Source organism: Pseudomonas fluorescens, assembly GCF_900215245.1.
Classification (GTDB): Bacteria; Pseudomonadota; Gammaproteobacteria; order Pseudomonadales; family Pseudomonadaceae; genus Aquipseudomonas; species Aquipseudomonas fluorescens.
In genome coordinates this window covers 4,018,692-4,040,880 of sequence record NZ_LT907842.1, presented here as the reverse complement: position 1 = coordinate 4,040,880, position 22,189 = coordinate 4,018,692, and the positions used below count along the sequence as shown (strand labels likewise).

General features: G+C 61.6%; 25 protein-coding genes. 10 read left to right on the top strand and 15 right to left on the bottom strand.

All coding sequences use genetic code 11. The annotated features are described in order from the left end of the window. Positions 1 to 6: 6 nt before the first annotated feature. A complete protein-coding gene (locus tag CPH89_RS18940; protein WP_053255014.1) occupies positions 7 to 783 on the bottom strand; it encodes a class II glutamine amidotransferase in 777 nt (258 codons plus the stop codon). A 30-nt stretch (positions 784 to 813) separates the two neighbouring features. Next, positions 814 to 1,350, bottom strand: a complete 537-nt coding sequence (locus tag CPH89_RS18935) for a hypothetical protein (protein WP_053255013.1) — start codon at positions 1,348 to 1,350, stop codon at positions 814 to 816. 21 nt (positions 1,351 to 1,371) lie between these two features. Here CPH89_RS18935 and CPH89_RS18930 point away from each other — a divergent pair, with 21 nt between their 5' ends. Both CPH89_RS18930 and CPH89_RS18925 read left to right on the top strand, forming a co-directional pair. Further along, complete coding sequence (locus tag CPH89_RS18930; RefSeq protein ID WP_053255012.1) at positions 1,372 to 3,426, top strand: S9 family peptidase; 2,055 nt, start codon at positions 1,372 to 1,374, stop codon at positions 3,424 to 3,426. 66 nt (positions 3,427 to 3,492) lie between these two features. Continuing rightward, a complete protein-coding gene (locus tag CPH89_RS18925) occupies positions 3,493 to 3,966 on the top strand; it encodes a cyclic nucleotide-binding domain-containing protein (RefSeq protein ID WP_053255011.1) in 474 nt (157 codons plus the stop codon). On the opposite strand, the gene CPH89_RS18920 is transcribed toward CPH89_RS18925, so the two are convergent. Next, entirely contained in the window at positions 3,963 to 4,247 is a 285-nt protein-coding gene (locus tag CPH89_RS18920; protein ID WP_053255010.1) for a hypothetical protein, read from the bottom strand. The two genes, CPH89_RS18925 and CPH89_RS18920, sit on opposite strands and share 4 nt — an antisense overlap. A 78-nt stretch (positions 4,248 to 4,325) precedes the next feature. Between CPH89_RS18920 and CPH89_RS18915 the strand changes: the two genes are divergently transcribed. Further along, positions 4,326 to 5,012 carry a spermidine synthase gene (locus CPH89_RS18915; protein ID WP_053255009.1) on the top strand — a complete coding sequence of 229 codons (687 nt, stop codon included), beginning with the start codon at positions 4,326 to 4,328 and terminating at the stop codon, positions 5,010 to 5,012. Between the two features lie 134 nt (positions 5,013 to 5,146). Here the strand turns inward: CPH89_RS18915 and CPH89_RS18910 are convergent, their stop codons facing one another. Beyond that, the gene (locus tag CPH89_RS18910) at positions 5,147 to 6,067 is read right to left on the bottom strand and encodes a ParB/Srx family N-terminal domain-containing protein (protein WP_053255008.1); all 921 of its coding nucleotides are present in this window, start codon (positions 6,065 to 6,067) and stop codon (positions 5,147 to 5,149) included. Between the two features lie 151 nt (positions 6,068 to 6,218). Between CPH89_RS18910 and CPH89_RS18905 the strand changes: the two genes are divergently transcribed. The 3 genes from CPH89_RS18905 to CPH89_RS18895 all read left to right on the top strand — a co-directional run bounded on the left by CPH89_RS18905 (position 6,219) and on the right by CPH89_RS18895 (position 7,640). Next, on the top strand, positions 6,219 to 6,593 hold the full coding sequence (locus tag CPH89_RS18905; RefSeq protein ID WP_003210675.1) for a YajD family HNH nuclease: 375 nt from the start codon (positions 6,219 to 6,221) through the stop codon (positions 6,591 to 6,593). Positions 6,594 to 6,754: 161 nt separating this feature from the next. Next, complete coding sequence (locus CPH89_RS18900) at positions 6,755 to 7,222, top strand: RNA methyltransferase (protein ID WP_003189607.1); 468 nt, start codon at positions 6,755 to 6,757, stop codon at positions 7,220 to 7,222. Positions 7,223 to 7,289: 67 nt separating this feature from the next. Continuing rightward, positions 7,290 to 7,640 (top strand): YgaP family membrane protein, encoded by a 351-nt coding sequence (locus tag CPH89_RS18895; protein WP_053255007.1) that lies wholly within the window; start codon positions 7,290 to 7,292, stop codon positions 7,638 to 7,640. Between the two features lie 144 nt (positions 7,641 to 7,784). On the opposite strand, the gene CPH89_RS18890 is transcribed toward CPH89_RS18895, so the two are convergent. Beyond that, positions 7,785 to 9,005 (bottom strand): hypothetical protein, encoded by a 1,221-nt coding sequence (locus tag CPH89_RS18890; RefSeq protein WP_053255006.1) that lies wholly within the window; start codon positions 9,003 to 9,005, stop codon positions 7,785 to 7,787. A gap of 15 nt (positions 9,006 to 9,020) precedes the next feature. Continuing rightward, positions 9,021 to 9,470, bottom strand: a complete 450-nt coding sequence (locus CPH89_RS18885; protein WP_053255005.1) for a YcgN family cysteine cluster protein — start codon at positions 9,468 to 9,470, stop codon at positions 9,021 to 9,023. A gap of 152 nt (positions 9,471 to 9,622) precedes the next feature. Here CPH89_RS18885 and CPH89_RS18880 point away from each other — a divergent pair, with 152 nt between their 5' ends. Beyond that, positions 9,623 to 10,216: a nitroreductase family protein gene (locus CPH89_RS18880; protein ID WP_053255004.1), complete on the top strand. Its 594-nt coding sequence runs from the start codon at positions 9,623 to 9,625 to the stop codon at positions 10,214 to 10,216. A gap of 121 nt (positions 10,217 to 10,337) precedes the next feature. Here the strand turns inward: CPH89_RS18880 and CPH89_RS18875 are convergent, their stop codons facing one another. From CPH89_RS18875 to CPH89_RS18855, 5 genes are all read right to left on the bottom strand, one after another. Next, positions 10,338 to 11,270 carry a D-2-hydroxyacid dehydrogenase gene (locus tag CPH89_RS18875; protein WP_053255003.1) on the bottom strand — a complete coding sequence of 311 codons (933 nt, stop codon included), beginning with the start codon at positions 11,268 to 11,270 and terminating at the stop codon, positions 10,338 to 10,340. 108 nt (positions 11,271 to 11,378) lie between these two features. Continuing rightward, positions 11,379 to 11,672 (bottom strand): YcgL domain-containing protein, encoded by a 294-nt coding sequence (locus tag CPH89_RS18870; RefSeq protein WP_053255002.1) that lies wholly within the window; start codon positions 11,670 to 11,672, stop codon positions 11,379 to 11,381. Continuing rightward, positions 11,669 to 12,802, bottom strand: coding sequence for a ribonuclease D (gene rnd, locus CPH89_RS18865; RefSeq protein WP_053255001.1), 1,134 nt, complete (start codon positions 12,800 to 12,802; stop codon positions 11,669 to 11,671). Before rnd ends, CPH89_RS18870 begins: the two co-directional genes overlap by 4 nt. Before the next feature lie 122 nt (positions 12,803 to 12,924). After that, entirely contained in the window at positions 12,925 to 13,524 is a 600-nt protein-coding gene (locus CPH89_RS18860) for a class I SAM-dependent methyltransferase (protein ID WP_053255000.1), read from the bottom strand. Between the two features lie 99 nt (positions 13,525 to 13,623). Next, positions 13,624 to 14,994, bottom strand: a complete 1,371-nt coding sequence (locus CPH89_RS18855) for a glutamine synthetase family protein (protein WP_053254999.1) — start codon at positions 14,992 to 14,994, stop codon at positions 13,624 to 13,626. A gap of 415 nt (positions 14,995 to 15,409) precedes the next feature. On the opposite strand from CPH89_RS18855, the gene CPH89_RS18850 reads away from it, so the two are divergent. Together CPH89_RS18850 and CPH89_RS18845 are read left to right on the top strand one after the other, a co-directional pair. Next, the gene (locus CPH89_RS18850) at positions 15,410 to 16,183 is read left to right on the top strand and encodes a transporter substrate-binding domain-containing protein (RefSeq protein ID WP_053254998.1); all 774 of its coding nucleotides are present in this window, start codon (positions 15,410 to 15,412) and stop codon (positions 16,181 to 16,183) included. Between the two features lie 50 nt (positions 16,184 to 16,233). After that, on the top strand, positions 16,234 to 17,070 hold the full coding sequence (locus tag CPH89_RS18845) for a cache domain-containing protein (RefSeq protein WP_053254997.1): 837 nt from the start codon (positions 16,234 to 16,236) through the stop codon (positions 17,068 to 17,070). Between the two features lie 63 nt (positions 17,071 to 17,133). Here CPH89_RS18845 and CPH89_RS18840 read toward each other — a convergent pair whose 3' ends face one another. Beyond that, positions 17,134 to 18,651: an MDR family MFS transporter gene (locus CPH89_RS18840; protein ID WP_053254996.1), complete on the bottom strand. Its 1,518-nt coding sequence runs from the start codon at positions 18,649 to 18,651 to the stop codon at positions 17,134 to 17,136. 66 nt (positions 18,652 to 18,717) lie between these two features. Further along, positions 18,718 to 19,911: a 4-hydroxybenzoate 3-monooxygenase gene (gene pobA, locus CPH89_RS18835; RefSeq protein ID WP_053254995.1), complete on the bottom strand. Its 1,194-nt coding sequence runs from the start codon at positions 19,909 to 19,911 to the stop codon at positions 18,718 to 18,720. Positions 19,912 to 20,091: 180 nt separating this feature from the next. On the opposite strand from pobA, the gene CPH89_RS18830 reads away from it, so the two are divergent. Continuing rightward, entirely contained in the window at positions 20,092 to 20,958 is an 867-nt protein-coding gene (locus CPH89_RS18830) for a helix-turn-helix domain-containing protein (protein ID WP_053254994.1), read from the top strand. Position 20,959: 1 nt separating this feature from the next. Here CPH89_RS18830 and CPH89_RS30415 read toward each other — a convergent pair whose 3' ends face one another. Together CPH89_RS30415 and CPH89_RS18825 are read right to left on the bottom strand one after the other, a co-directional pair. Beyond that, positions 20,960 to 21,136, bottom strand: coding sequence for a hypothetical protein (locus tag CPH89_RS30415; RefSeq protein WP_167422750.1), 177 nt, complete (start codon positions 21,134 to 21,136; stop codon positions 20,960 to 20,962). A 98-nt stretch (positions 21,137 to 21,234) separates the two neighbouring features. After that, positions 21,235 to 22,140, bottom strand: a complete 906-nt coding sequence (locus CPH89_RS18825; RefSeq protein WP_053254993.1) for a LysR family transcriptional regulator — start codon at positions 22,138 to 22,140, stop codon at positions 21,235 to 21,237. Positions 22,141 to 22,189: the final 49 nt, after the last annotated feature.

The window sequence follows — 22,189 nt, the reverse complement described above, 5'->3', positions numbered from 1 at the left end:
ATATCCTTACTCGGTGATGCCCTGGCTGACGCATTCACCGCGTCGCCACAGGCTCCATTGGCCCGGTTCGTAGCGGGTCCAGTTTTCATTGTCGGTCAACGGCTCGGTCGCGATCACCGTCACTACATCATTGGGCGTGGTTTCGGCCTGAAAATCGACGATCACGTCGACATCTTTCAAACGCGCCGGGCCAAAGGGTGCGCGCCGGGTAATCTGCGCCAATTTGGTCGAGCAGTAGCAAAACAGCCAGTCGCCGTCGCTGAGCAGGCAGTTGAACACGCCTTTGCTGCGGTAGTCGGCGCAGGCAGCAATCAAGTCCGGCAGCACTTGTTCGATGTCCACCGGTTCCGGGAAGGCTTCGCGCACGCGGTTGAGCAGGTCACAGAAGGCCGCTTCGCTGTCGGTATCACCCACCGGGCGGTAGAACGTGGCGCGCGGGTTGAAGTCGGCCAATTGGCCGTTATGGGCGAAGCACCAATTGCGCCCCCACAGCTCGCGCACGAACGGATGAGTATTGGACAGGCACACCTTGCCCACATTGGCCTGGCGGATATGGCCAATCACCACCTCACTTTTGATCGGGTAACGCTGCACCAGCAGCGCGACTTCCGACTCGCTGCTGGCGGCCGGGTCCTGGAACAGACGCAGGCCACGGCCTTCGTAAAAGGCGATGCCCCAACCGTCGCGGTGGGGGCCGGTACGCCCGCCCCGCTGCATCAGCCCGGTAAAGCTGAACACGATATCGGTGGGGACGTTGGCACTCATGCCCAATAATTCACACATGCCAGGGCTCTCGCTGCAGGGCGTACAACGTTAAAGGCGCGGTTCGACCCGCATACCGCTGACCGGCGACGGGCGACGGTAAGGCTCGTCGTCTTCGTCCACCGGCTCGGCGGCCAGGGCCGCATCGGCAGCGGCCTTGCGCTCACGTCGGGCGTTGGCGGCGCGCTCGATGGGCCAGCGGATCAACACAAAGATGATATACACGCCCAACGCGATCAGCGTGTACATGAACAGGTCGGAGATGGCGCGCCAGGCGTTATTGCCCACATGCAGCACCAAATCAAGGGCGGTGATCGCCACTGCGGGTGCAAACTGGGTCTTGACCGGGTCGACGATGGTCGGGCTCAACAGCAGCACCGCCATCAGCAACTGCAGCGGCTCGCGCAGCCAGCGCCAGATCCAGCGGGTCATGCGCCACCATACCAACAGGCAGCCCAAAGCGGCGAAGGCGTAAAGGCCCCAAGCGGTCAGATAGTCGTTCTCGGTCATGGTGTCCATGGCAAGGTAGGCAAACAGGCGGCTATGATAACGGCTTTTGCGTGTCTCGGCTGCAATGCCTGCCACCATCTGCCAGACAGAGAGTAGTCCATGCCTTCATCGTCCCCCCTCACTGCCGCCCCGATTGCCCGCAAGGCCGAAGGCCAGGACCCGTACGCCTGGCTGCAAGCGCGTGACACGGCGCCAGTCCTCGATTACCTCAAGGCCGAAAACACCTGGCAGGAAGCACAGCTCGCCGACCAGGCAGCCCTGCGCGAAACCCTGTTCGAAGAGATCAAGGGCCGCATTCTCGAAACCGACTTGTCCCTGCCCTCACCGTGGGGGCCGTACCTGTATTACACGCGCACCACGGCGGGTGACGAATATGCCCGCCACTACCGTTGCCGCCGTCCGACGGATGACAGCAATGGGGTGGACGAAAACAGCGAAGAACTGCTGCTCGACCCCAACGCCCTGGCCAATGGCGGCTTTTTCTCCCTCGGCGCGTTCAGCATCAGCCCCGACCACCAGCGCCTGGCCTACAGCCTCGACACCAGTGGTGAAGAGATTTACACCCTGTACGTGAAGGAATTGGCCAGCGGCAAAGTCAGCGAACTGGAGTTTGAAGACTGCGACGGCAGCATGACCTGGGCCAATGACAGCCTGACCCTGTTCTTCGGCGAGTTGGACGACACCCACCGCCCGCACAAACTGTATCGCTACCGCCTGGACGGTACCGCGGCGCAGGAAGTGTTCCACGAGCCTGACGGACGCTTCTTCCTGCATTGCTACCGCTCCAGCTCCGAGCGCCAGTTGTTGCTGGCCCTGGGCAGCAAGACCACCAGCGAAATCTGGGCCCTGGACGCTGACCAGCCGCACCTGGACTTCACCTGCCTGGCGCCACGGGTCGAGGACCATGAATACGATGTCGACCACGGCATGCGCGACGGCGAATGGACCTGGTTTATCCGCAGCAACCGCGACGGCATCAACTATGCGCTGTTCGTCGCCGCCGACACCGGCGGTGTACCGACCGAAGACCAATGGCAAAACCTGATCCCCCACAGCGATGATGTGATGCTCGATGGCGTGACCCTCAACGCCAGCGCGATGACCTTGAGCCTGCGCATCGGCGGCCTGCCGGTGATCGAAGTGCACCCACAGGGCTTGCCGACCTATCGGGTGGAATTGCCTGACGCCGCCTACAGCCTTTACGTGCAGAACAGCCTGGAATTCCCGAGCGACAAGATCCGCCTGCGTTATGAAGCCCTGAACCGTCCGGCCCAGGTGCGCCAGCTGGAATTGGCGAGCGGTGCGCAAGTCGTGCTCAAGGAAACCCCGGTGCTTGGCGTGTTCAACGCCGACGACTACGTGAGCCAGCGTCTGTGGGCCACCTCGGCCGACGGCACCCAGGTGCCGATCAGCCTGGTGGTCAAGCGCGACCAACTGGGCCAGCCGACGCCGCTGTACCTGTACGGCTACGGCGCCTACGGCCAAAGCCTTGACCCGTGGTTCTCGCATGCGCGCCTGAGCCTGCTGGACCGAGGCGTGGCGTTTGCCATTGCGCATGTACGCGGTGGCGGCGAGTTGGGTGAAGCCTGGTACCGCAACGGCAAGCAGGAACACAAACAGAACACCTTCAGCGACTTTATCGCCTGCGCCGAGCACTTGATCGGCGCGGGGCTGACCACCTCCAAGCAACTGGCCATCAGCGGCGGCAGTGCCGGCGGCCTGTTGATCGGCGCGGTGCTCAATCAGCGTCCGGCGCTGTTCCAGGCGGCCATCGCCGAAGTGCCGTTCGTCGATGTGCTCAACACCATGCTCGACCCGGAGCTGCCGCTGACCATCACCGAGTACGACGAGTGGGGCAACCCCGAAGAAGCTGAGGTGTATGCGCGCATCAAGGCCTACGCGCCTTATGAAAACGTCAGCGCCCAGGCCTATCCGGCCCTGCTCGTGATCGCCGGTTACAACGACAGCCGCGTGCAGTACTGGGAAGCGGCCAAGTGGGTGGCCAAGTTGCGTGACACCAAGACGGACGACAACCTGCTGCTGCTCAAGACCGAATTGGGCGCCGGCCACGGCGGCATGAGCGGCCGTTACCAGGGATTACGTGACGTAGCACTCGAATATGCCTTTGTGTTCAAGGCGCTGGGGTTGATTTAGGAACTTCGCGCGGCGGTCCTGTCTGAACACAGGACCGCCTACTCGATTGATGGATCAAGATTAGTCATGCCCCAACCCACACTACTCAACAATGAAATCCGCGACATGCTGATGGACTGCGGCCTGTTCGACCCCTTGTTGCCGGAAGATTTCCACGTGGCGGCGGGCTACTTCAATATCAGCAACATTGCCCAGGGCGAGGTGATTTTCCTTGAGGGCGATGCCGGCACCTTCATGTGCATCCTCCACAGTGGGCAGGTGGCCGTGCAGAAAACCAACCACGAAGGCCAGCGCGTGACCATCGCCACCCTGCGCAGTGGCCGGGCGTTTGGCGAGATGGCGGTGCTCGATGGCGAACGGCGTTCTGCCAGTTGCCTCGCGGCAAGTGACAGCGTGCTGCTGAACCTGGGCAAGGATTCCCTGGAAAAAATGCTCAACGAAGCCCCCAGGGTGGCGGCCAAGATCATCCGCGCGATTGCCATCGCCTTGTCCAAGCGCCTGCGCATGGCCGACGGGCAATTACTGTCTCAACAGTTTTAACCGCCGGGGGTCTTGGGTTTGCTGTCGTTTTGCAGCAGGCCGGGCACCGTCTGATCTTTTGGCGGTGTCGGTAACACGATCGGCACCAACGCAGGTGAACCATTCGCCGTGGCTTTAGGCGCGACAGGCGGGGTGACTTGCGGATACAGCGTCGGTGTTGGTGTGCCCGGCGCGCCGGGGGTTGGCGCGGGTGCGACCGGCACGGTTTGCACCTCTTGCGCCTGCGCCGCACCCAATGTGAGCGCGCTCAACACAATGACCGTTAGAATGCTGCACTTCATCGATGGCTCCATGGCCTGACCGGAATGTCCTAAGGCTACTCCCAACCGCGCAAGAATGCCCTTCCCAATGAGATTTCCATGAAACGTTTCGTTCTGCTGGACACCACTCCGATCCCCGACAACGGCGGTGCCTTGTGCCTGTTCGAATACGGCGAGGATTTTGTCATCAAGATCCAGGGCGGCGATGGCGGCCAGTTGATGAATACGCGCATGCACGGCTCCGAAGACGCGCTGGCGGAGATCCCCTGCCGTAAAGTCGCCGGGCGCCCGGGTTCGCGGGTATTGATCGGCGGGTTGGGCATGGGTTTTACCCTGGCCTCGGCCCTCAAACACTTGGGCAAGAGCGCCGAAGTGGTGGTCGCCGAATTGGTGCCCGGCGTGGTGGAATGGAACCGTGGGCCGCTGGGAGAAAAGTCCGGCCGCCCGCTGCTCGACCCGCGCACGGTGATCCGCATGGAAGACGTGGCCAACGTGCTGCAGGCCGAGCCGCAGGGCTTTGACGCAATCATGCTCGACGTCGACAACGGCCCCGAAGGCCTCACGCAAAAGGCCAACAGCTGGCTGTACTCCGCCGGTGGACTGGCCGCCTGCGCCAAGGCCTTACGCCCCAAAGGCGTGCTGGCGGTATGGTCGGCCAGCGCCGACAAGCTGTTCAGCGACAAACTGCGCAAGGCCGGTTTCAAGGCCGAGGAAGTGCAGGTGTTTGCCCATGGCAACAAGGGCACCCGGCATACCATCTGGATTGCCGAAAAGCTCAAGGGCTGATCAACACAACCGCTAAAACAGCACAGATCCAAGGTGGGCACGGGCTCGCTCGCGAAGGCGGAGTGTCAGCCTCTGCGTCTGAGCCTGAATGAGCGGATTCGCGAGCTCGCCAGCCTGCACATTTTGAATCCCCGTCAGTTGCGGGCTTTGCGGTAATCGATCACGTACGGGACTTTTTTGTCGAAGGTTTTTTCCAGCTCTCGTTGGTCAAGCGTGGTCATGCCGCCCAATTGATGGGCGGTAAAGCCACTGTCACCGACCAGTGAGCCGGGTGCCAGGCTGACCATGCGCTTGGCCACGGCTTCAATGGCGTCCTTGTAACCGCCCTTCTTGTTCAGGTTGAAGGCGCTCAGGTCAATCTGCGTGCGCAGCCAGTTGCCCCAGTAGAACTCCAGGAATTCCGGTGCAATCGCGCCATCGTCCGGCTTGCCGTAAGCGGCCTTGCGCGTGAAATACACCAGGCTGCGGAAAGTGTCGTCCTGCAAGCTCTTGAAGCCCAAATGCGCCGGCAACTGTGAAGGTGGCAGGCTGTGGCCCTGGTTGTCCTTGAGCCAGACTTTGCGGGCAGCCTCCATGCGCTGCCAGAACGTAGCCAGGTCAGGGCTGTTGCTGAAATCGTCGGTGACCTTGACCCACATTTTCAACTGAGGGCCACCACCGGGCACTTCCCACAACGTGGTGAAGCTGTGGTGACCGTCAGTCAGGTACAGCTGGCCTGCGGGGCCGACCACCACGGTTTTCATGTCCTCGGGATGCGTGCCCACCGGGTCCTTGCAGGTGAAGCTCGCCGGCTGCTGCAAGTCGGCCTTTTTCGGCACGTTATCGGCGGCGCCCTGCCCGTTGGTTTCACAGTATTCGTCAAAGACCTTGGCGGGCTTGTCGGCGAACAGCCCGAGGCTGTAATAAATCTGATCGAACCCCACCACGGCTTGAGTCGGGTGCAGTTGCTCAAGGGACACTTCGATCACCTGGCCGGGTTTGGGGGTGGAGAATGCATGGGCTTGAGCCGTCAAGGCGCAGAGCAGGAGTGCAACGGTCCATGTGTGCAGACGCATAGGTTTCAGATCCCAGTCGATGGCGTGAGCCGATACTACAAACGATTGCCGCTGCCAGGCTGTACCGTTGCTGAAAAAGCCAGCGGTGTTTTCCAGCGCGAGCGGCTAGAATCAAGGGTATCCGTGACCCACCAAATAGCCAGGAGCCATGATGAGCTCGACCAACCCGCCCTCCCACACCGCCAAACTGGACCGCATCCTCGCCGATGCCCAGCGCGACCGGGAAATGGGCTACCGCGACAAAGCCTTGAAAATGTACCCGCACGTGTGCGGCCGCTGCGCCCGTGAATTCGCCGGCAAGCGTCTGAGCGAACTGACCGTGCACCACCGCAACCACAATCATGATGACAACCCGCAGGACGGTTCCAACTGGGAACTGCTGTGCCTGTACTGCCACGATAACGAACACTCGCGCTACACCGACCAGCAGTATTTCGGCGAAGGCTCCACCAGCAGCCCGACCATCGCCAAGGCCACGCACAACCCGTTTGCGGCGTTGGCGGGGTTGATGAAGAAAGACGACTGACGTTCGTCGCTGCCTGCCCGGCCGCCATCGCAGGCAAGCCAGCGCCCACAGGGGAACGCATTCCCATTGTGGCAGCTGGCGTGCCCCCGATAGCGATGGCCCAAGCACCACCTCACTCCCAGGCCGTATAATCGGCGTTTTTCTGCAAGGCACCCTTCCCCGTGGGCAATAAACGCTACAGCTGCATCGGTCTGTATAACCCCAAATCCCCCGAAAACGTCGGTTCGGTCATGCGCGCCGCCGGTTGCTACGGCGTGGCCTCGGTGTTCTACACCGGCGTGCGTTACGAGCGCGCCCGGGATTTCATCACCGACACCAAGAAGGTCCACCACGACATTCCGCTGATCGGTATCGATGACCTGAAAAAAATCCTCCCGCTGGGCTGTATACCGGTGGCTGTAGAACTGGTCGAAGGCGCCCGCCCACTGCCGGAATACACCCACCCCGACCGCGCGCTGTATATCTTCGGCCCTGAAGACGGCTCCCTCGACAAAGAGATCCGCGACTGGTGTGAAGACGTGGTGTACATCCCGACGACCGGCTGCATGAACCTCGCCGCCACCGTCAATGTGGTGCTCTATGACCGACTGGCCAAGGGCAACAACACCCGCTCGGGCCCCAAGTACTGATTTTTTGGGAACATCCGGCGCCTGCAAACAGTCAGCTACTAACACTTGCCCTTGTTGGAGACAGATCATGAGCGACAGCAAAATCCTGCGACCTATCATTGAACACGCACCCTTTGACAGCCAGCCGACTCAAAACGTGCATGGCTGGGAACGTATCGGCTCGGTGGCCGGCGGCGTGATGATGCTCGGCAAAGGCCTGCGCCGTGGCGGGATCTTCGGCTTGATCCAAGTGGCGATTGGCGGCGTGGCCCTGGTGCGCGGCGTCACCGGGCACAGCTCGTTCAAGGACAAGCTGGAGCAAGGCCGCCAGGAAATGAACAGCGTGCGCACGAAGATTGAGCGCGCTGGAGAAGAATTGAAGAACCTCAAGACCAAAGCGGAAGTAGCGGCTGAGAAGGCCACTAAAACGGCCGACTAGTACACCTCTGCGATCAGTTGGAAATCCAAATGTGGGAGCGGGCTTGCTCGCGAAAGCGGTGTATCAGTCAGTACATATTTAACTGACAGACCGCATTCGCGAGCAAGCCCGCTCCCACATTTTTGACGTGTGTATGGCTTAAGCTCAGCGCAATAACTGGGTGTCCAGCACCACCGACGACTCGCCGATCACACTCTCCGCCAGCTGCACAAACTCCGCGGTGGTGATGCTGTTCGCACGCATCACCGCCTGCGCCAGGTCATCCAGCGAACGTTTGTTGTGAGTTTTCACCCGAATCTCGCGATCCAACTCCTGCAACACCACCACCGCCCGCGCCACGGTTGCCGCACTGACATGCTCGCCCCGTAGCGTGGTGACGTCTTTGCCTTCCTTGCTCAATCGCGCCTGGATCGCGGCGTAGCGCTCATCGGTGATGCCGCCGGCACGCCGTACCAGTTCAATGGCGTAATACTCCCCCAAGCCTTCGCCGATCCAGTCACTGCTGTGGTGGTCGTTGAAGCGGCCGATGGCTTGCACCACTTCGCGAATCAACGGGCTACTGCCATTTTCACTCACCAGCGGCGTGCGGCTACTGAGGTAGATCGAGTCGCGGGACGAAAACACGCCACGGCGCATCGGGTCGCTGGCGCCCACCACCAGCAGTTTGGCCGGGTGGCGCGGGAATGCCGCATCAACCTGGGGCCAGACGAAGGTCAGCAGCGTCAACACATCCATGCGCCGCATGGCCTGCCCCTTGGGCGAGGCGACGGTGACGTCGGTGTCCCCCAGGCGCACGCGCCGGCTGCCCAGGGTGCCGGCGAGCATCCAGCCCGTCGGCCGGTCGAACAACCGGGAAACGTTGTCGATACGGAAGGTGTTCTTGCCGATACGCGGCCAGGCCGTCTCGATGCTTTTCCAGCCCGCCGGCAACTCGAATACCAAGCGCGAGACCAGCTCCACGCCGTCCTGCTGGTCGAGCCGCGCCGTCGGCACCAGGTCTTCACCCCGAAACAGCGCCCAACTCGGCGTCATCCGCGCTTCATACAGCCCCGGTTTGCGTGCGTGCGTAAGCCGTACATGGTAAGTCAGGCTGGCTTTGTCGGCGCTGGGTTGCCACACGCCACGGTGGCCGCTGACGCGCCATTGGCCATCGGCCTTGAAGTCGCTGTAGTCACCGTCGTGGCCCAGGTCGAAGTCAAGGCTGCGCACTGCCGAGCCCTGGGACAGGCTCACGCGCACTTCGGCCTGATCGCTCTGGGGCAGCAGTTTGACGTGGTAGTCGAGGTCGACTTTCTTCGCGCACCACGCGGGCAGGCTCAGCGCCAGCAATACCAACGAGGCCGCCAGCTTGGTTGCCACCGTCATACACACTCCTTTTTTTCAGCCTGCGCGGAAGATCAGGTGATCCTCCCAGTCGTCTTCGGGCACGCTGCCTTCGGCGAGCATTCGGCCGGACTGGGAAATGCGTTCGTGGTGCACGGCATCACGGTCGCCGCAAACCAGGTGGTGCCACAGCGGCAGGTCTTTGCGCTCGCTGACCAAGCGGTAGCCGCAGGTCGGCGGCAGCCATTTGAACTGATCGGCCTGGCCCGGCGTGAGCTGGATACAGTCGGGCACCGAGGCACGGCGGTTGGGGTAGTCAGTGCACTGGCAGGTTTTCAGGTCCAGCAGCTTGCAGGCGATGCGCGTGTAATAAACGCTGTTGTCGTCCTCGTCCTCAAGCTTTTGCAGGCAGCACAGGCCACAGCCGTCGCACAACGACTCCCACTCCTCCTGGTCGAGGTGCTCAAGGGTTTTGCGTATCCAGAAAGGTTCGACTTTGGCGGCCATGGCTCTACATCAGTATCGGTAGGTGAAAAGGCCGCCAGTCTAGTGCCCAAGGCCCTTGGGGCCAAGCGCTTACGACTGCCGGTATGACAAGACTTGTCAGGCTTGGGGCGGCGCAGTAGCTTTGAGCCCCGGTTTTTCATCAGGATCTGCCCATGAGCAATAACCCACGCGTTGCCGATTACCCGATCCACACCCAGTTTACCGAGCGCTGGTCGCCCCGCGCCTTTACCGGCGAGAGCATCCCGCAGGAGACCCTGCTGAGCTTCTTCGAAGCCGCGCGTTGGGCGCCATCGGCCTACAACTCGCAGCCATGGCGTTTTCTCTATGCGCGCCGTGACACGCCGGACTGGGAACGCTTCCTGGGCCTGCTCAATGAATTCAACCGTGGGTGGGCGCAACATGCGTCGGCCCTGGTGATCATCGCCTCGAAAACCGACTTCATCGCCCCCGGCGCCACGGAAGAAACCCCGGCGCTGTGGCACACCTTCGACACCGGCTCAGCCTGGGGCCACCTGGCGCTGCAAGCCAGCCTCAGCGGCTGGCACACCCATGGCATGGCCGGCTTCGATCAGGCATTGACCCGCCAAGCGCTGAAGATTCCAGACGGGTATGCGCTGCACGCGGCGGTGGCCGTCGGCAAGCTGGGGGACAAATCGAGCTTGCCTGAATACCTGCAAGGCCGTGAAGTGCCAAGCCCGCGCAAGCCGCTGAGCGAACTGGTGTCGGAAGGTGACTTCAGCCTGTAAGCCTTGCCGATATCCCTGTGGGAGCGGGCTTGCCCGCGATAGCGATGGGTCAGTCACTGCATGGCAGGCTGATACACCGTCATCGCGAGCCAGCCCGCTCGCACATTTTGCTTGGGTGAGTTTAATAACCGCGCTCGAAATCCACTTCGCCGCGCAAGGTTTCCTTGGCCTGATACGCCCGCAGGTTCTGCACAAACAGTTCCACCATCATCAGCGGCGAGGTCGGCGCCGAGCTGTGGCCGGTCAACAGCAGGCCCCAGGCGGTCCAGAACGGATGGCGTTGCGGCAGGGGTTCCTGGCGGCAGACGTCGATCACCGCGCCAGCCAGGTGCCCTTCTTTCAGGGCCTCGACCAGATCGGCATCAACCACGGCCACACCGCGCCCGACGTTGATAAACAACCCGGTCGGCTTGAATTGCTTGAACAGCGCAGCGTCGTACAGGTCATGGGTGGTAGGCGTATTGGGCAGCAGGTTGATCACGTAGTCCACCTCCCCGACCAACCGGCCCAATTGATCCAGCCCGGCGACTTCAATAAACGGCGCCTGCTCACGCGCGGTGCTGGCGATGCCGTAGAGCTTGACGCCAAACGGCAGCAGAAAATCGGCAACACACTGGCCGATATCGCCGGTGCCGACGATCAGCACCTTGCGCCCCGCCAGGCTCTGGCCCAGGCGATTGTCCCACTTGCGCTCGACCTGGCTGACCAACCGCGCAAGCACTTCACGCTCGTGGCCGAGCATGTAGGTGAGCACGAACTCGGCCATGACCTGGCCAAAGATGCCGACCGCACGGGTCAGGCGGTAGTCGCGCGGCAGGCCCTCGGCCAGCAGCGGCGTGATACCGGCCCAGGTCGATTGCAGCCACTGCGGCTGATGCCCTTGGCGCAACAACGTCGCAAGCAGATCCGGCTGGCCAAGCCATACCGGGCAATCGGCGGCCAGGCGCGACAGTTCGGCCGAGTCGCCGCTGGTCAGCACCTCGACGTCCGGTGCCGCGTCACTGAGCAATTGGGCGTAGAGCGGGTAATCCTGTTCAGCAATCAGAACACGCATGGTTCAAACCTTTCAAAAACACTGCAGACGGCCGCTCGCATCCATACGGCCACCACCCACTTTTACGTTTGCGTTGAAGACTGTGCCCCGGACAGGGCACAGATCCGATCACATCGGGTCGTTGCGTCGCAGCAGCTCTTCGGGCAAGTGTTCGATGTACTCGTCCTCGGCCGGTGGCATTTGCAGGTGGTAGCCCTGCTTGTCGAGGTTTTCGAGGACCACGGTGATGTCCTCGCGGGACAGCTTGCGCTCCGGCGTCAGCACCATTTCGAAGGCGAGATGGGCCTTGCCGAAGGCTTCCATCAACGGTTCCGGCACACGCTCCAGCGCATCGCTTTTCAGCACGTAGAGGTACATCCCGTCTTTTTTCAAACTGCGATAGATGGAGCAAATACGTTTCAAGGCTGTTCTCCGGCAGTGGCCAGGCTGTCGAGCAGCGCCTGGCCCATCAACTCGCGGCGCCAGCCACGCAGCGAGTCTGGCAATGTATAAGGCCCATCGGGGTAGCCACTCTTGACCAGGGCTTCGAGGGTTTTCTTGCGCAGCATCAGTTCCGGCGCCATGTCCAGGCGTTCGGCTTCGGCCTGGCCCAGGGCGCGCAGTTGCTTGATCAGCGCGGCGGCGTCCACTGGCAGCGGTTCAGCCACAGCGGGCGGCCATTGGTCCATGGACACGCTGCCGGCACGCTTGATCAGGTCCAGCAGAAACTGGCCATCCTGACGCACGGTGCGCGGGTGCATGTCTTCGATTTTGCCCAGTGCGGCAAGGTTATCCGGCTGGGTTTTGGCCAGGGGCCACAACGAGTGTTCACGAATGATGCGGTTGCGCGGCAGGTCACGGGCGCGGGCTTGCTGCTCGCGCCAGGCGCACAGTTCACGCAGCACGGCGAGCTGGGCACGGGACAGTTTCCACGCCAGCTTGGCGTCGCGATAGACCTCGTACGGGTCGACTTCGCGGCGCAGGTTCGCCACCAGCTCGGCGCCGTCTTCCAGGACCCAGGCGTATTTGTCGTCCGACAGTTGCGGGCGCAGCCTGATGTAAACCTCGGCCAGGTGCACTGCGTCTTCGGCGGCGTAGCTCACTTGCGTCTCGGACAATGGCCGCTGCAGCCAGTCCGAGCGGGTTTCCCCCTTGGGCAGTTCGATATCCAGCACGGCTTGCACCAGGCGCGAGTAGCCCATGGAGAAACCGAGGTTCAGATACGCCGCCGCCAACTGCGTGTCGAACAACGGCACCGGCAGGCTGCCGGTCAGGCGCAACAGCACTTCCAGGTCTTCGCTGCAAGCGTGTACCACTTTGGTCACCGCCGGGTTTTCCAGCAAGGCGGCCAAAGGTTGCCAGTTGTCGATGGTCAGGGGGTCGATCAGGTAAGCACGGATGCCATCGCCGATCTGGATCAGCCCGGCAATGGGATAAAAGGTGTCGACCCGCATGAATTCGGTGTCGAGGGCGACGAATGGCAACTGCTGCCATTCGGCGCAATGCTGGCCGAGGCTATCGTTGTCGCAGATCCAGTGAATATCGATGGCCACACGGCTCTCCCTTGAAGAATGGCGCGCAGTATATATCGCGAAAGGGACTTGCGAGCATCCGCAGTGCACACGCCAAGATGAAAACTCCTACAAGAGGCGAAGAATAGTCCGGCAGGAGAGCGTTAGCCTCTCTTACGCAGAACGTAAACGCGCCACAGCTTGGAGCCGGGCAGGAATTCCTGATGATTGAGGACTTTGAAGCCCGCCAGTCGGAACTCTTCCTCCACCGGCGTACGTGCGTTCACTGAGACAATCACCGTGTCACGGCTGACGCGGTGAAACTCACGCAGCAACGCCAATCGCATGTCACTGCTGGGCACATGCCGAAACAACTCCAGGCAGAAAATGCAGTCCACCGCATTTGCCGACAGACCGATGGAAAACGCTGAGCCCTGGAACGTTTTGACACGCTTGAGCAAGGCCGCCGGGTGATGCGTGCGCGCATGGTCGAGCATGTCCTGGGAGTTGTCCGAGGCCAGGATTACCCGGTTGATGTGTTCGGCCAACACCGGCCAGAACCGTCCCGAGCCGCAGGCCAGATCGAGGATCAGCCCCGGTTCGCCGGCGACTTTCAACGCCTGGCGCACCAGCCGCTCATCGCGCCATGCGGCCAGACGCTTGAGCAGTGCGGGCGGCCGCGTGTCGCCGCAAACCCTGGCGTGCTCGCGGTCGCAGCGCTCGGCGAATTCAATCTCGATAGAGGAAGGAGAGGGTGACGACATCACAGGCTCATGTGTGTGGAACGGTAGTGAACGACCTTGATTCGTAGCTTAACCAGCACAACGTGAAAAAAAGGTCGAAACCGCCGAGGTCTTAAGCCATCACGCCTGATGCAGGTACCAACGCCAATCCTGCTCGCCCACTTCGCCCATGAACTGGCGGTATTCGGCGCGTTTTACTGCCAGGTACACACCGAGGAACTCGCTGCCGAACGCCTCCCTTGCCCAGCTTGACCCTTCCAGTGCACGCAGCGTCGTGAGCCAGTCGGTAGGCAGCGGCTCATTGGCCTGGGCGTAGCCGTTACCTTGCACGGGAGCGCCAGGATCGCGTTGCTCACGAATGCCACGGTGGATACCGGCAAGGATCGCGGCAGCCGCCAGGTAAGGGTTGGCGTCGGCGCCGCAGATACGGTGTTCGATATGCCGCGAATTCGCCGGGCCGCCGGGTACACGCAGGCTCACCGTGCGGTTGTCCACGCCCCACGTGGCGGCCAGTGGCGCATAGCTATTGGTCTGGAAGCGGCGGTAGGAGTTGGCGTTGGGGCAGAACATCAGCAGCGAATCGAGCAAGGTACTGAGCATGCCGCCCACGGCCTGCCGCAACAACACAGTGCCATCGGCCGCCTCACTGGCGAACAAGTTATTGCCGTCGGCATCGGCCAGGCTGACGTGCATGTGCATGCCCGTGCCCGCCAGGTCATCGAACGGTTTGGCCATGAAGCAGGCCGTCATCCCGTGCTGATGGGCGACGCCCTTGACCAAGCGTTTGTAACGCACGGCTTCGTCCATCGCTTGCAGCGCATCGTTACGGTGTTCCAGGGTGATTTCCACCTGGCCCGGGGCGTATTCGGAAATCGCCGTACGCGCCGGGATACCTTGCAGTTTGCAGGCGCTATACAGGTCGGCAAGGAACGGCTCGATCTGCTCCAGCTCGCGCAAGCCATACACTTGGGTCGAGCGTGGGCGATTGCCGTCAACATCCCGTGCCGGTTGCGGGCGGCCGTTGCTGTCGGGCTTCTGGTCGAGCAGGTAAAACTCCAGCTCCGCGGCCATCACCGGGTAGTAACCGTCGGCTTTCAGGCCGTCGATCACCCTGGCCAGCACATGCCGGGGGTCGGCCACGGTAGCGGGCAGGCCTTCGGTAGGGTGCATGCTGACTTGCACCGCCGCCGTCGGGATCAGGCGCCACGGCATGCGCTGCAAACTGCCGCTGACCGGGTAGGCGCGGCAGTCAATATCGCCAACGTCCCACACCAGCCCGGAGTTTTCCACGTCATCGCCATTCATCGTCAGGCCGAGGATGGTGCTGGGTAACGGCCGACCACTTGCATACACCGCCAGCAGTTCATCGCGGTGCAGCAACTTGCCGCGTGGTACGCCGTTGTTGTCGAGGATAAACAGCTCGAACATCTCGATGTCCGGGTTCTGCTCAAGGAAAGATCGGGCTTCGTGCAGGCTCGCAAAAACACTCATGGGAATTCTCATACGTTTGCGTCAGGCAGGCGCACAGGCGCTGCCGGGCAGATGCGCACAGGTGCGCGTCATCCGTGGGGCAAATCAACGTAGGGGAAAAGTATCCGGAGGGCGTGCGTGTCGGCAGTGGAACAGGGCCCAGAAAGCCAGTTCGGAAGGTAACGCCTCGACATCGGCCGGACGACTCGGCGCAAAGGCGCCAGGCAGTGTCGCGGGGTGAGTGTCGGGGCCATCGTCCATGCGTCAATCACTGTGAGCTAGAGGCCCGGCAGCGTCACACGCCTGGATAGGCGGTTAAATTCAGGGTTGATGGAGTTTGGTTGCAGGCTGGCTAAACATTCCGTGGCCCTTGCTACCTTGTCGCCCAGCTGGAAATAATGACCGCCCCGATCATGCCCCCCAAGGACCCGACCGCATGAAAGCTTTTCTAGCCCTGTGCGCACTCGCGAGTGTCGCCACCGCGGCCCTGGCCGACACCCCTACCTCGCGCCTCGACGACGTGCTGCAGCGCGGCACACTCACGGTGTGCACCACCGGTGACTACAAGCCCTACACGTCACTGCGCGCCGACGGCCGTTATGAAGGCATCGACATTGCCATGGCCGAATCCCTGGCCAAGAGCCTCAACGCCAACATCCAGTGGGTGCCCACCACCTGGAAAACCCTGATGCCGGACTTCCTGGCACAGCGCTGCGACATCGCCGTGGGCGGCATTTCGGTGTCCCTTGAGCGCCAGAAGAAAGCGTTCTTCAGCCAAGCCCTCGGCGTCGACGGCAAGATCCCGCTGGTGCGCTGCGCCGATGTGCGGCGTTACCAGACCGTCGAGCAGATCAACCAGCCGCAGGTGCGTGTGATTGAACCGGCAGGCGGCACCAATGAAGTGTTTGCCCGTGCGCATCTGGGCCAGGCGCAAATCCGCCTGCACGATAACGTGACGATCTTCGACGAGCTGCTGGCCGGCAAGGCCGACGTGATGATCACCGACGCCAGCGAGGCGCGCTTCCAGCAGAAGCTCAAGCCCGGGCTGTGCGCGGTCAACCCCGAACGGCAAATGCAGTACAGCGAAAAAGCCTTCCTGCTGCCCCGCGATGATGTGGCGTGGAAAAGCTATGTCGACCAGTGGCTGCATTTGAGCGTGGCCACCGGGGTGTACGACGGCATCGTCAATCAGTGGCTGGCGGCGCCCTGAGTCGAAGCCGTCTACGCTGTTGTCACACCAACAATAATGAGGGATGGGGAATGAAGGGACTCTTGCGAATCACCTGGCTGCTGCTGTTGTGTTTCAGCCAGGTGCACGCGGCGACTCAGGCTGAGGACGCCCGGGCCGCCAAGGCCCTGCTGGAAAAGGCCTTGGCTTATTACCAGAGCAACGGTGACAAGGCGTTCGCCGCGTTCAGCCGTCAGGGCGAGTTTGTCGACCATGACCGCTATGTGTTCGTGGTCGATACCCAGGGTGTACTGCTGGCCAGCGGTGGGCCGTCCTCCGTCCTGATCGGCCGTGATGTGTCCGAGCAACTCGGGCCGGACCTGCAAGCCTCGTTCAAACAGGCATTGGCGGTCCCCGAGGGTCAGGGCATCCAACAGGCCGACTACCGCTGGCAGAACTGGAACGATGGCAAGGTTGAGAAAAAACACGTGTTCTATCAACGTGTGGGCGCACGCATCCTGGCGGTGGGTTACTACCTGCCCCGGGCCACACCGGAACAGGCACGGGCGTTGCGCGACAAGACGGTAAAGGCGCTGGTCAAGGATGAAGCCGCGACGCTCAAGGCGATCAACTCATTGCAGGGTGGGTTCCTGCAGGATGACTTGTATGTGTTTGTGGTCGACCTGAATACCGGGCGCTACGTGGCGCATGGCACTAACCTGCGGCTGGTCAATACTGACTTCGGCAAGATCAAGGACCCCGACGGCAAGCCGGTGGGTGAGCCGATCCTCAAGATAATGGCTGAGCAGGACCAGGGTGAGTACACGTACCGCTGGAAAAACCCGGTGACCGACAAGGTCGAGAACAAGCACGCTTACCTGCGCAAGATAGGGCATTTCATGGTGGCGGTCGGGTATTACAGCCCCTGATCGGCATTGGAAGGCGATTGACCGTGGGTGCCGGCGAGCCAGCGCCCACTGCCGTTGTATCCGTTACCTGGCGTTGTCTTCGCGGCCGCGCAGCAGCCGGTTCGGCATAGCAAGCGCTGCCGCCAACCCCAACAGCGACACCGCCGCACTCACCATCAACAAATGCCGGAACGTCACTGCCAATTCGCCGCGCAGCGCATCTTGCGCTGGGCCTGGGGCGGCGTTCAGGCCGTCGAGCAGCACATTGCCGGAACTGCCTTCGGCCACCCACGCACCGCTGGCCATATTCGCAAAACTCGAATCCTGCAACAACGCCAGCAACAGCGCCGACATGCAGGCCACGCCCACTGCCCCGCCCAACGAGCGGAACAGGTTGGTGGTACTGGTGGCGACGCCGATATCGCGCTGCTCCACCGAATTTTGCGTCCCGACCAACGACGTCGGAAACTGCATACCGGCAGCAATCCCGCACAACAGCATAAACACCGCCGTCAGCCCAACGGCCTGCGGCGCACTGTAGGCCATGCCGAGAATCGCTAAAGGACTCAACAGCGCCCCGGTGAGGATCATCGGTTTATAGCGCCCGGTCACCGAGGTCATCCGCCCGGCGAAATAAGCGCCCATCGGCAACCCCATGGCCAACGGCAACAGGTGCAACGCGGCACTGTCGGCACCGGAGCCGGTCACCGTCTGATAACGCAAAGGCATCAACACTGTCAGGGAAATCGCCTGGAAGCTGGTGAAGAAAATCGTGCACCAGCACAGCACCGCGCTGCGGTTGGCGAACAAGTGCATCGGCAACAACGGCTCGCGCGCACGGCGTTCGTGCCAGACAAACACGCTGAGCGCCACCAGTGCGCACACCAGCAGGCCCAGCACTTGCTGGTCACGCCAATGATGGCCCTGGCCGATTTCAGTGATGCCCAGCAACAAAGCCGTCAGGCCAATGATCATCAGCACGGTGCCAAGGTAATCAATAACCGGCTTACGCTGCGGCACCGGCAGCCCCACCAGGGTGCGATGGGCCACGTACCAGGCACCCGCCCCCAGCGGCAGGTTGATCAAAAACACCCAGCGCCACGACAGGTACTCGGTCATATACCCGCCCAGCACCGGCCCGGCCACACTGGCCACCGCGTACATGCTGCTGAAGTAGCCTTGATAACGGCCGCGCTCACGGGGTGGAATGATGTCGCCGATGATCGCCTGGCTGACCGAAATCATGCCGCCGGCGCCAACCCCCTGGAGAATTCGCGCCAGCACCAGTTGCTCCATGCTCTGCGCCATGCCGCAGAACAATGACGCCAGGGTGAACACGCCCATGCCGATCAGCATCATCGGGCGACGCCCGTACAAATCCCCCAGTTTGCCGTAGATCGGCACTGCCACCGTCATCGCCACCATGTAACCGGAGATCACCCAGGCCAGCAGGTTGACGTCATGAAACTGCGCGGAGATGGCCGGCATGGACACGGCCACAATGGTCTGGTCGAGGGCGCCGAGAAAGATCGCCATCATCAAGGCGACAAGCACGCTGCGCACGGCGGGCACGGGTTGAGCAGGCTGATTGAGATTGGTCACGGCATAACCTTCGAGCAGGGCCCGCTGGAAAAGGCTGCCAGCGGGAATGCTCGATACGATAGCAGGCTACTCGATAGCTTCGTAAGGAAGCCCGACGTAATTTTCTGCGATGGTTTTGCGGCCCGCCTCGGAGCTGATGAAATACGCAAGCTCGCTCTCGGCAATGCGCTGGCTGAACCCGTCGGCCTCCGGAAACTGGTGCAACATCGAAGTCATCCACCAGGAAAACCGTTCGGCTTTCCATACGCGGCGCAAGCAGATCGCTGAGTACTGTTCCAGCAGGTCCACCCGCCCCTCGCGATAGACCTTGAGCAAGATCCGAAACAGCGTACTCACGTCGCTGGCCGCCAGGTTCAAGCCCTTGGCCCCGGTGGGCGGCACGATATGCGCGGCGTCCCCCAGCAGGAACAGGCGCCCGTATTGCATCGGCTCGACCACAAAGCTGCGCAGCGGCGCGATGCTCTTCTCGATGGATGGCCCGGTGACCAGTTGGGCCGCCAGTGCACTGGGCAAACGGGTTTTCAGCTCATCCCAGAAGCGCTGATCCGACCATTCATCCAGCGCTTCTTCAACCGGCACTTGCAGGTAATAGCGGCTGCGGGTCGGCGAGCGCATGCTGCACAGGGCAAAGCCACGCGCATGTTTGGCGTACACCAGTTCGTCATGCACCGGCGGTGTGTCGGCGAGGACGCCCAGCCAACCGAAGGGATAGACGCGCTCGAAGACCTTCAACGACTGCGCCGGAATCGACTGCCGCGCCACACCGTGAAAACCATCACAGCCCGCGATGTAGTCGCACTCCAGGCGAAAAGCTTCACCCTGGTGCTCGAAGGTCAGCCAGGGTCGATCAGTTTTGTGACCATGAGGCTGCACGTTCTGCGTTTCGTATAGAGTGATGCCACCCGCCGCTTCGCGGGCGGCCATCAAGTCACGGGTGACTTCGGTCTGGCCGTAGATCATCACCGACTGGCCGCCGGTGAGCGCCTTGAGGTCGATGTGGGTGAGTTCGCCATTGAGTGCCAATTCGAAACCGTCATGCACAAGGCCCTCGGCGTCCATGCGTCGGCTGACGCCCGCTTCGCGCAGCAGGTCGACCATGCCTTGCTCCAGCACCCCGGCACGGATGCGGCCTTGCACGTAGTCGGCGCTCTGGCGCTCTAGAATCAGGGTCTGGATACCCGCGTTGTGCAGTAACTGGCCGAGCAGCAATCCGGAGGGACCGGCGCCAATAATGGCGACTTGGGTTTTTAGCGTTTTCATTATTTTTATGGCTCGCAAGCTTCACCCGAACGGATCAAGTGAAAGAGTTGTCATTGGTGTTATGGCTGACATTTTTCACTTGAGCGGGCAGCATAAGAAGGTGAAAACTGCGACAAAGCCTGCGCTTTTTACCAATTGGGGCGATTACCGCACCACTATCCTGAGTATCGGATTGAAACCATGACCAAAACCGCGATTCCGGTCTTCAAGCTGTACGGGGAAAGCCAGCAATGGCCGACGCCCGATTTGTTGCACTGCGAAACCATCTCCCGACGGAGTCGGGATTACCAGTGGGAAATCCAGCCCCACCGGCACGCGGATCTGTGCCAATTGTTGTACGTACACAAAGGCCAGGCACAGTTGGAAATCGAGGGCCAGCGCACCACGCTGAGCGAATCGACCTTGCAGGTGCTGCCGCCCCTGTGTGTGCATGGGTTTCGGTTTTCCGAGGATGTGGAAGGTTACGTGGTAACCCTCGCGGCGCCGCTGGTCAGCCACTTGCAGGCACAACTGGGTGCAACGGTGGAGGGTTTGCAGGTGTTGGGCAATTACCCGGCCGGCAACGACAGCGACTACCTCAACAGCCTGTTCACCCGCTTGCAGGGCGAATACGCGGATGAGCAGCCGGCGCGCGACATGATGATGCACGCACTGGTCAGCGTGCTGCTGGTATGGATCAGCCGCCAGGCTATCCAGCGCCACCACCCGCGAGCACCGCGTGGGCGTGAATATTTCCGGCGCTTTACCCAATTGGTCGAACAACACTACCGCGAACACCCGAAGATCGAGGACCTGGCCCACAAGCTGGGCATCTCGGTCTCGCACCTGAACGGCACGTGTCGGGAGTTGGGCGGGCAGCCGGCGTTGCAGATCATGCATGACCGCCAGCTATTGGAAGCCAAGCGCCTGCTGACCTACACCAGCATGACGATCAATGAGATGTCAGAGGTGTTGGGGTTCTCCGACCCGACCAACTTCTCACGGTTGTTCCGCCGCCGGGTCGGCTTTTCACCCAAGGCATTTCGCGAGCAATTGAAGGCTGAGTAGCCTACCGGAGCGCGCTGAAACTGCCGGTGCGCGGCACGCACAGGTCCTGATGGCAGCTGATCGCAAAGGTCGGCTGCATGCGGGTCTGTTCAACCTGGTAAGCGGCGGTGCCGTACAGCGCAGTGGCCAGCACGCACAGGATGAAAATCATCAGGTACTTTCTGATTTTTAGAGTCATGGCACACCTCTGAATGAATCGACTCGGTGCTGTTTAAAGCATAGGTCAGTCAGGGCGAGTTGCCATTATTGGACGCTATTCGAGATGTTTATGTCGGATCAGAGCCCAATGTCCCATACAGGCTCTTGCGGAAACCTGAGCACCAGAAAATCCAGCAGGCTGCGCAACGCCAACGGCATATGTTTTCGTGAGGCATAGACCGCGTAAATGTGCATTTGCTGCGGCTCGGCCTCGGGCAGCAAACGCACGAGTTCGCCTCGGCGGATATAGTCCCCGGCCTGGTAACTGGGAAGCCGCGCCACCCCTGCTCCCGCCAATGTCACCCGCAACAGCGTACTGGCCTCGTTGGCGCTGATACTGCCCTGCACCGCCACCGACACCGGCTCGCCGTTCTCGGTGAAGTGCCAAAGACTCTTGCCGAAGTAGGAGTGGGTCAGGCAATTGTGCTCCGCCAGGTCGCGCACTTGCCGAGGCTGCGGATGCTCCAGCAGGTAACCGGGCGATGCACAGATCACCGAGCGACACAGGGTCAGCTTGCGGGCAATGAGGTTGGGGTCCAGCTCAAAGCTGGTGCGGATGGCCAAGTCGATGCGCTCATCCACCAGGTTCACGGTGCGGTCGAGCATCTGCATATCGATACTGACCAACGGGTACAGCTTGACGTACTCAACCACCGCAGCCGCCAACTGCGCCTGGCCAAACGAGCTGCTGACACTCAGCCTCAACTGCCCGCGAGGCGCTTCGTCCGACTCACTGACCGCCGCTTGCATGTCATTGCACAGCTCGAGCATCTGGCGGCAGCGCGGCAGCATTTCGGCACCGGCGGCGGTAAGGCTGAGCTTTCGAGTGGTGCGATGCATCAGGCGCGCGCCGACCCAATCCTCAAGCTCGGCGAGAAACCGCGACACCACCGGGCGCGACAGGTCCAGATGATCAGCTGCGGCCGACTGGCTCCCCAAGTCGACTACCGTTACAAACACTCGCATTGCCTGGAGACGGTCCATGATTTGCCCGATTTCAGAAACAAACTATGTCCAATCATGGCATTTTTTG

Bases quoted from the DNA above. Each gene is read 5' to 3' on its own strand.
- CPH89_RS18860 (WP_053255000.1), bottom strand. From the start codon at position 13,524: ATGTCGTCACCCTCTCCTTCCTCTATCGAGATTGAATTCGCCGAGCGC.
- CPH89_RS18885 (WP_053255005.1), bottom strand. From the start codon at position 9,470: ATGGCCGCCAAAGTCGAACCTTTCTGGATACGCAAAACCCTTGAGCAC.
- CPH89_RS18935 (WP_053255013.1), bottom strand. From the start codon at position 1,350: ATGGTGGCAGGCATTGCAGCCGAGACACGCAAAAGCCGTTATCATAGC.
- CPH89_RS18930 (WP_053255012.1), top strand. From the start codon at position 1,372: ATGCCTTCATCGTCCCCCCTCACTGCCGCCCCGATTGCCCGCAAGGCC.
- CPH89_RS18880 (WP_053255004.1), top strand. From the start codon at position 9,623: ATGAGCAATAACCCACGCGTTGCCGATTACCCGATCCACACCCAGTTT.
- CPH89_RS18910 (WP_053255008.1), bottom strand. From the start codon at position 6,067: ATGCGTCTGCACACATGGACCGTTGCACTCCTGCTCTGCGCCTTGACG.
- CPH89_RS18915 (WP_053255009.1), top strand. From the start codon at position 4,326: ATGAAACGTTTCGTTCTGCTGGACACCACTCCGATCCCCGACAACGGC.
- CPH89_RS18845 (WP_053254997.1), top strand. From the start codon at position 16,234: ATGAAGGGACTCTTGCGAATCACCTGGCTGCTGCTGTTGTGTTTCAGC.
- CPH89_RS18905 (WP_003210675.1), top strand. From the start codon at position 6,219: ATGAGCTCGACCAACCCGCCCTCCCACACCGCCAAACTGGACCGCATC.
- CPH89_RS18925 (WP_053255011.1), top strand. From the start codon at position 3,493: ATGCCCCAACCCACACTACTCAACAATGAAATCCGCGACATGCTGATG.
- CPH89_RS18850 (WP_053254998.1), top strand. From the start codon at position 15,410: ATGAAAGCTTTTCTAGCCCTGTGCGCACTCGCGAGTGTCGCCACCGCG.
- CPH89_RS18855 (WP_053254999.1), bottom strand. From the start codon at position 14,994: ATGAGTGTTTTTGCGAGCCTGCACGAAGCCCGATCTTTCCTTGAGCAG.
- pobA (WP_053254995.1), bottom strand. From the start codon at position 19,911: ATGAAAACGCTAAAAACCCAAGTCGCCATTATTGGCGCCGGTCCCTCC.
- CPH89_RS30415 (WP_167422750.1), bottom strand. From the start codon at position 21,136: ATGACTCTAAAAATCAGAAAGTACCTGATGATTTTCATCCTGTGCGTG.
- CPH89_RS18920 (WP_053255010.1), bottom strand. From the start codon at position 4,247: ATGAAGTGCAGCATTCTAACGGTCATTGTGTTGAGCGCGCTCACATTG.
- CPH89_RS18825 (WP_053254993.1), bottom strand. From the start codon at position 22,140: ATGGACCGTCTCCAGGCAATGCGAGTGTTTGTAACGGTAGTCGACTTG.
- CPH89_RS18940 (WP_053255014.1), bottom strand. From the start codon at position 783: ATGTGTGAATTATTGGGCATGAGTGCCAACGTCCCCACCGATATCGTG.
- CPH89_RS18830 (WP_053254994.1), top strand. From the start codon at position 20,092: ATGACCAAAACCGCGATTCCGGTCTTCAAGCTGTACGGGGAAAGCCAG.
- CPH89_RS18875 (WP_053255003.1), bottom strand. From the start codon at position 11,270: ATGCGTGTTCTGATTGCTGAACAGGATTACCCGCTCTACGCCCAATTG.
- CPH89_RS18890 (WP_053255006.1), bottom strand. From the start codon at position 9,005: ATGACGGTGGCAACCAAGCTGGCGGCCTCGTTGGTATTGCTGGCGCTG.
- CPH89_RS18895 (WP_053255007.1), top strand. From the start codon at position 7,290: ATGAGCGACAGCAAAATCCTGCGACCTATCATTGAACACGCACCCTTT.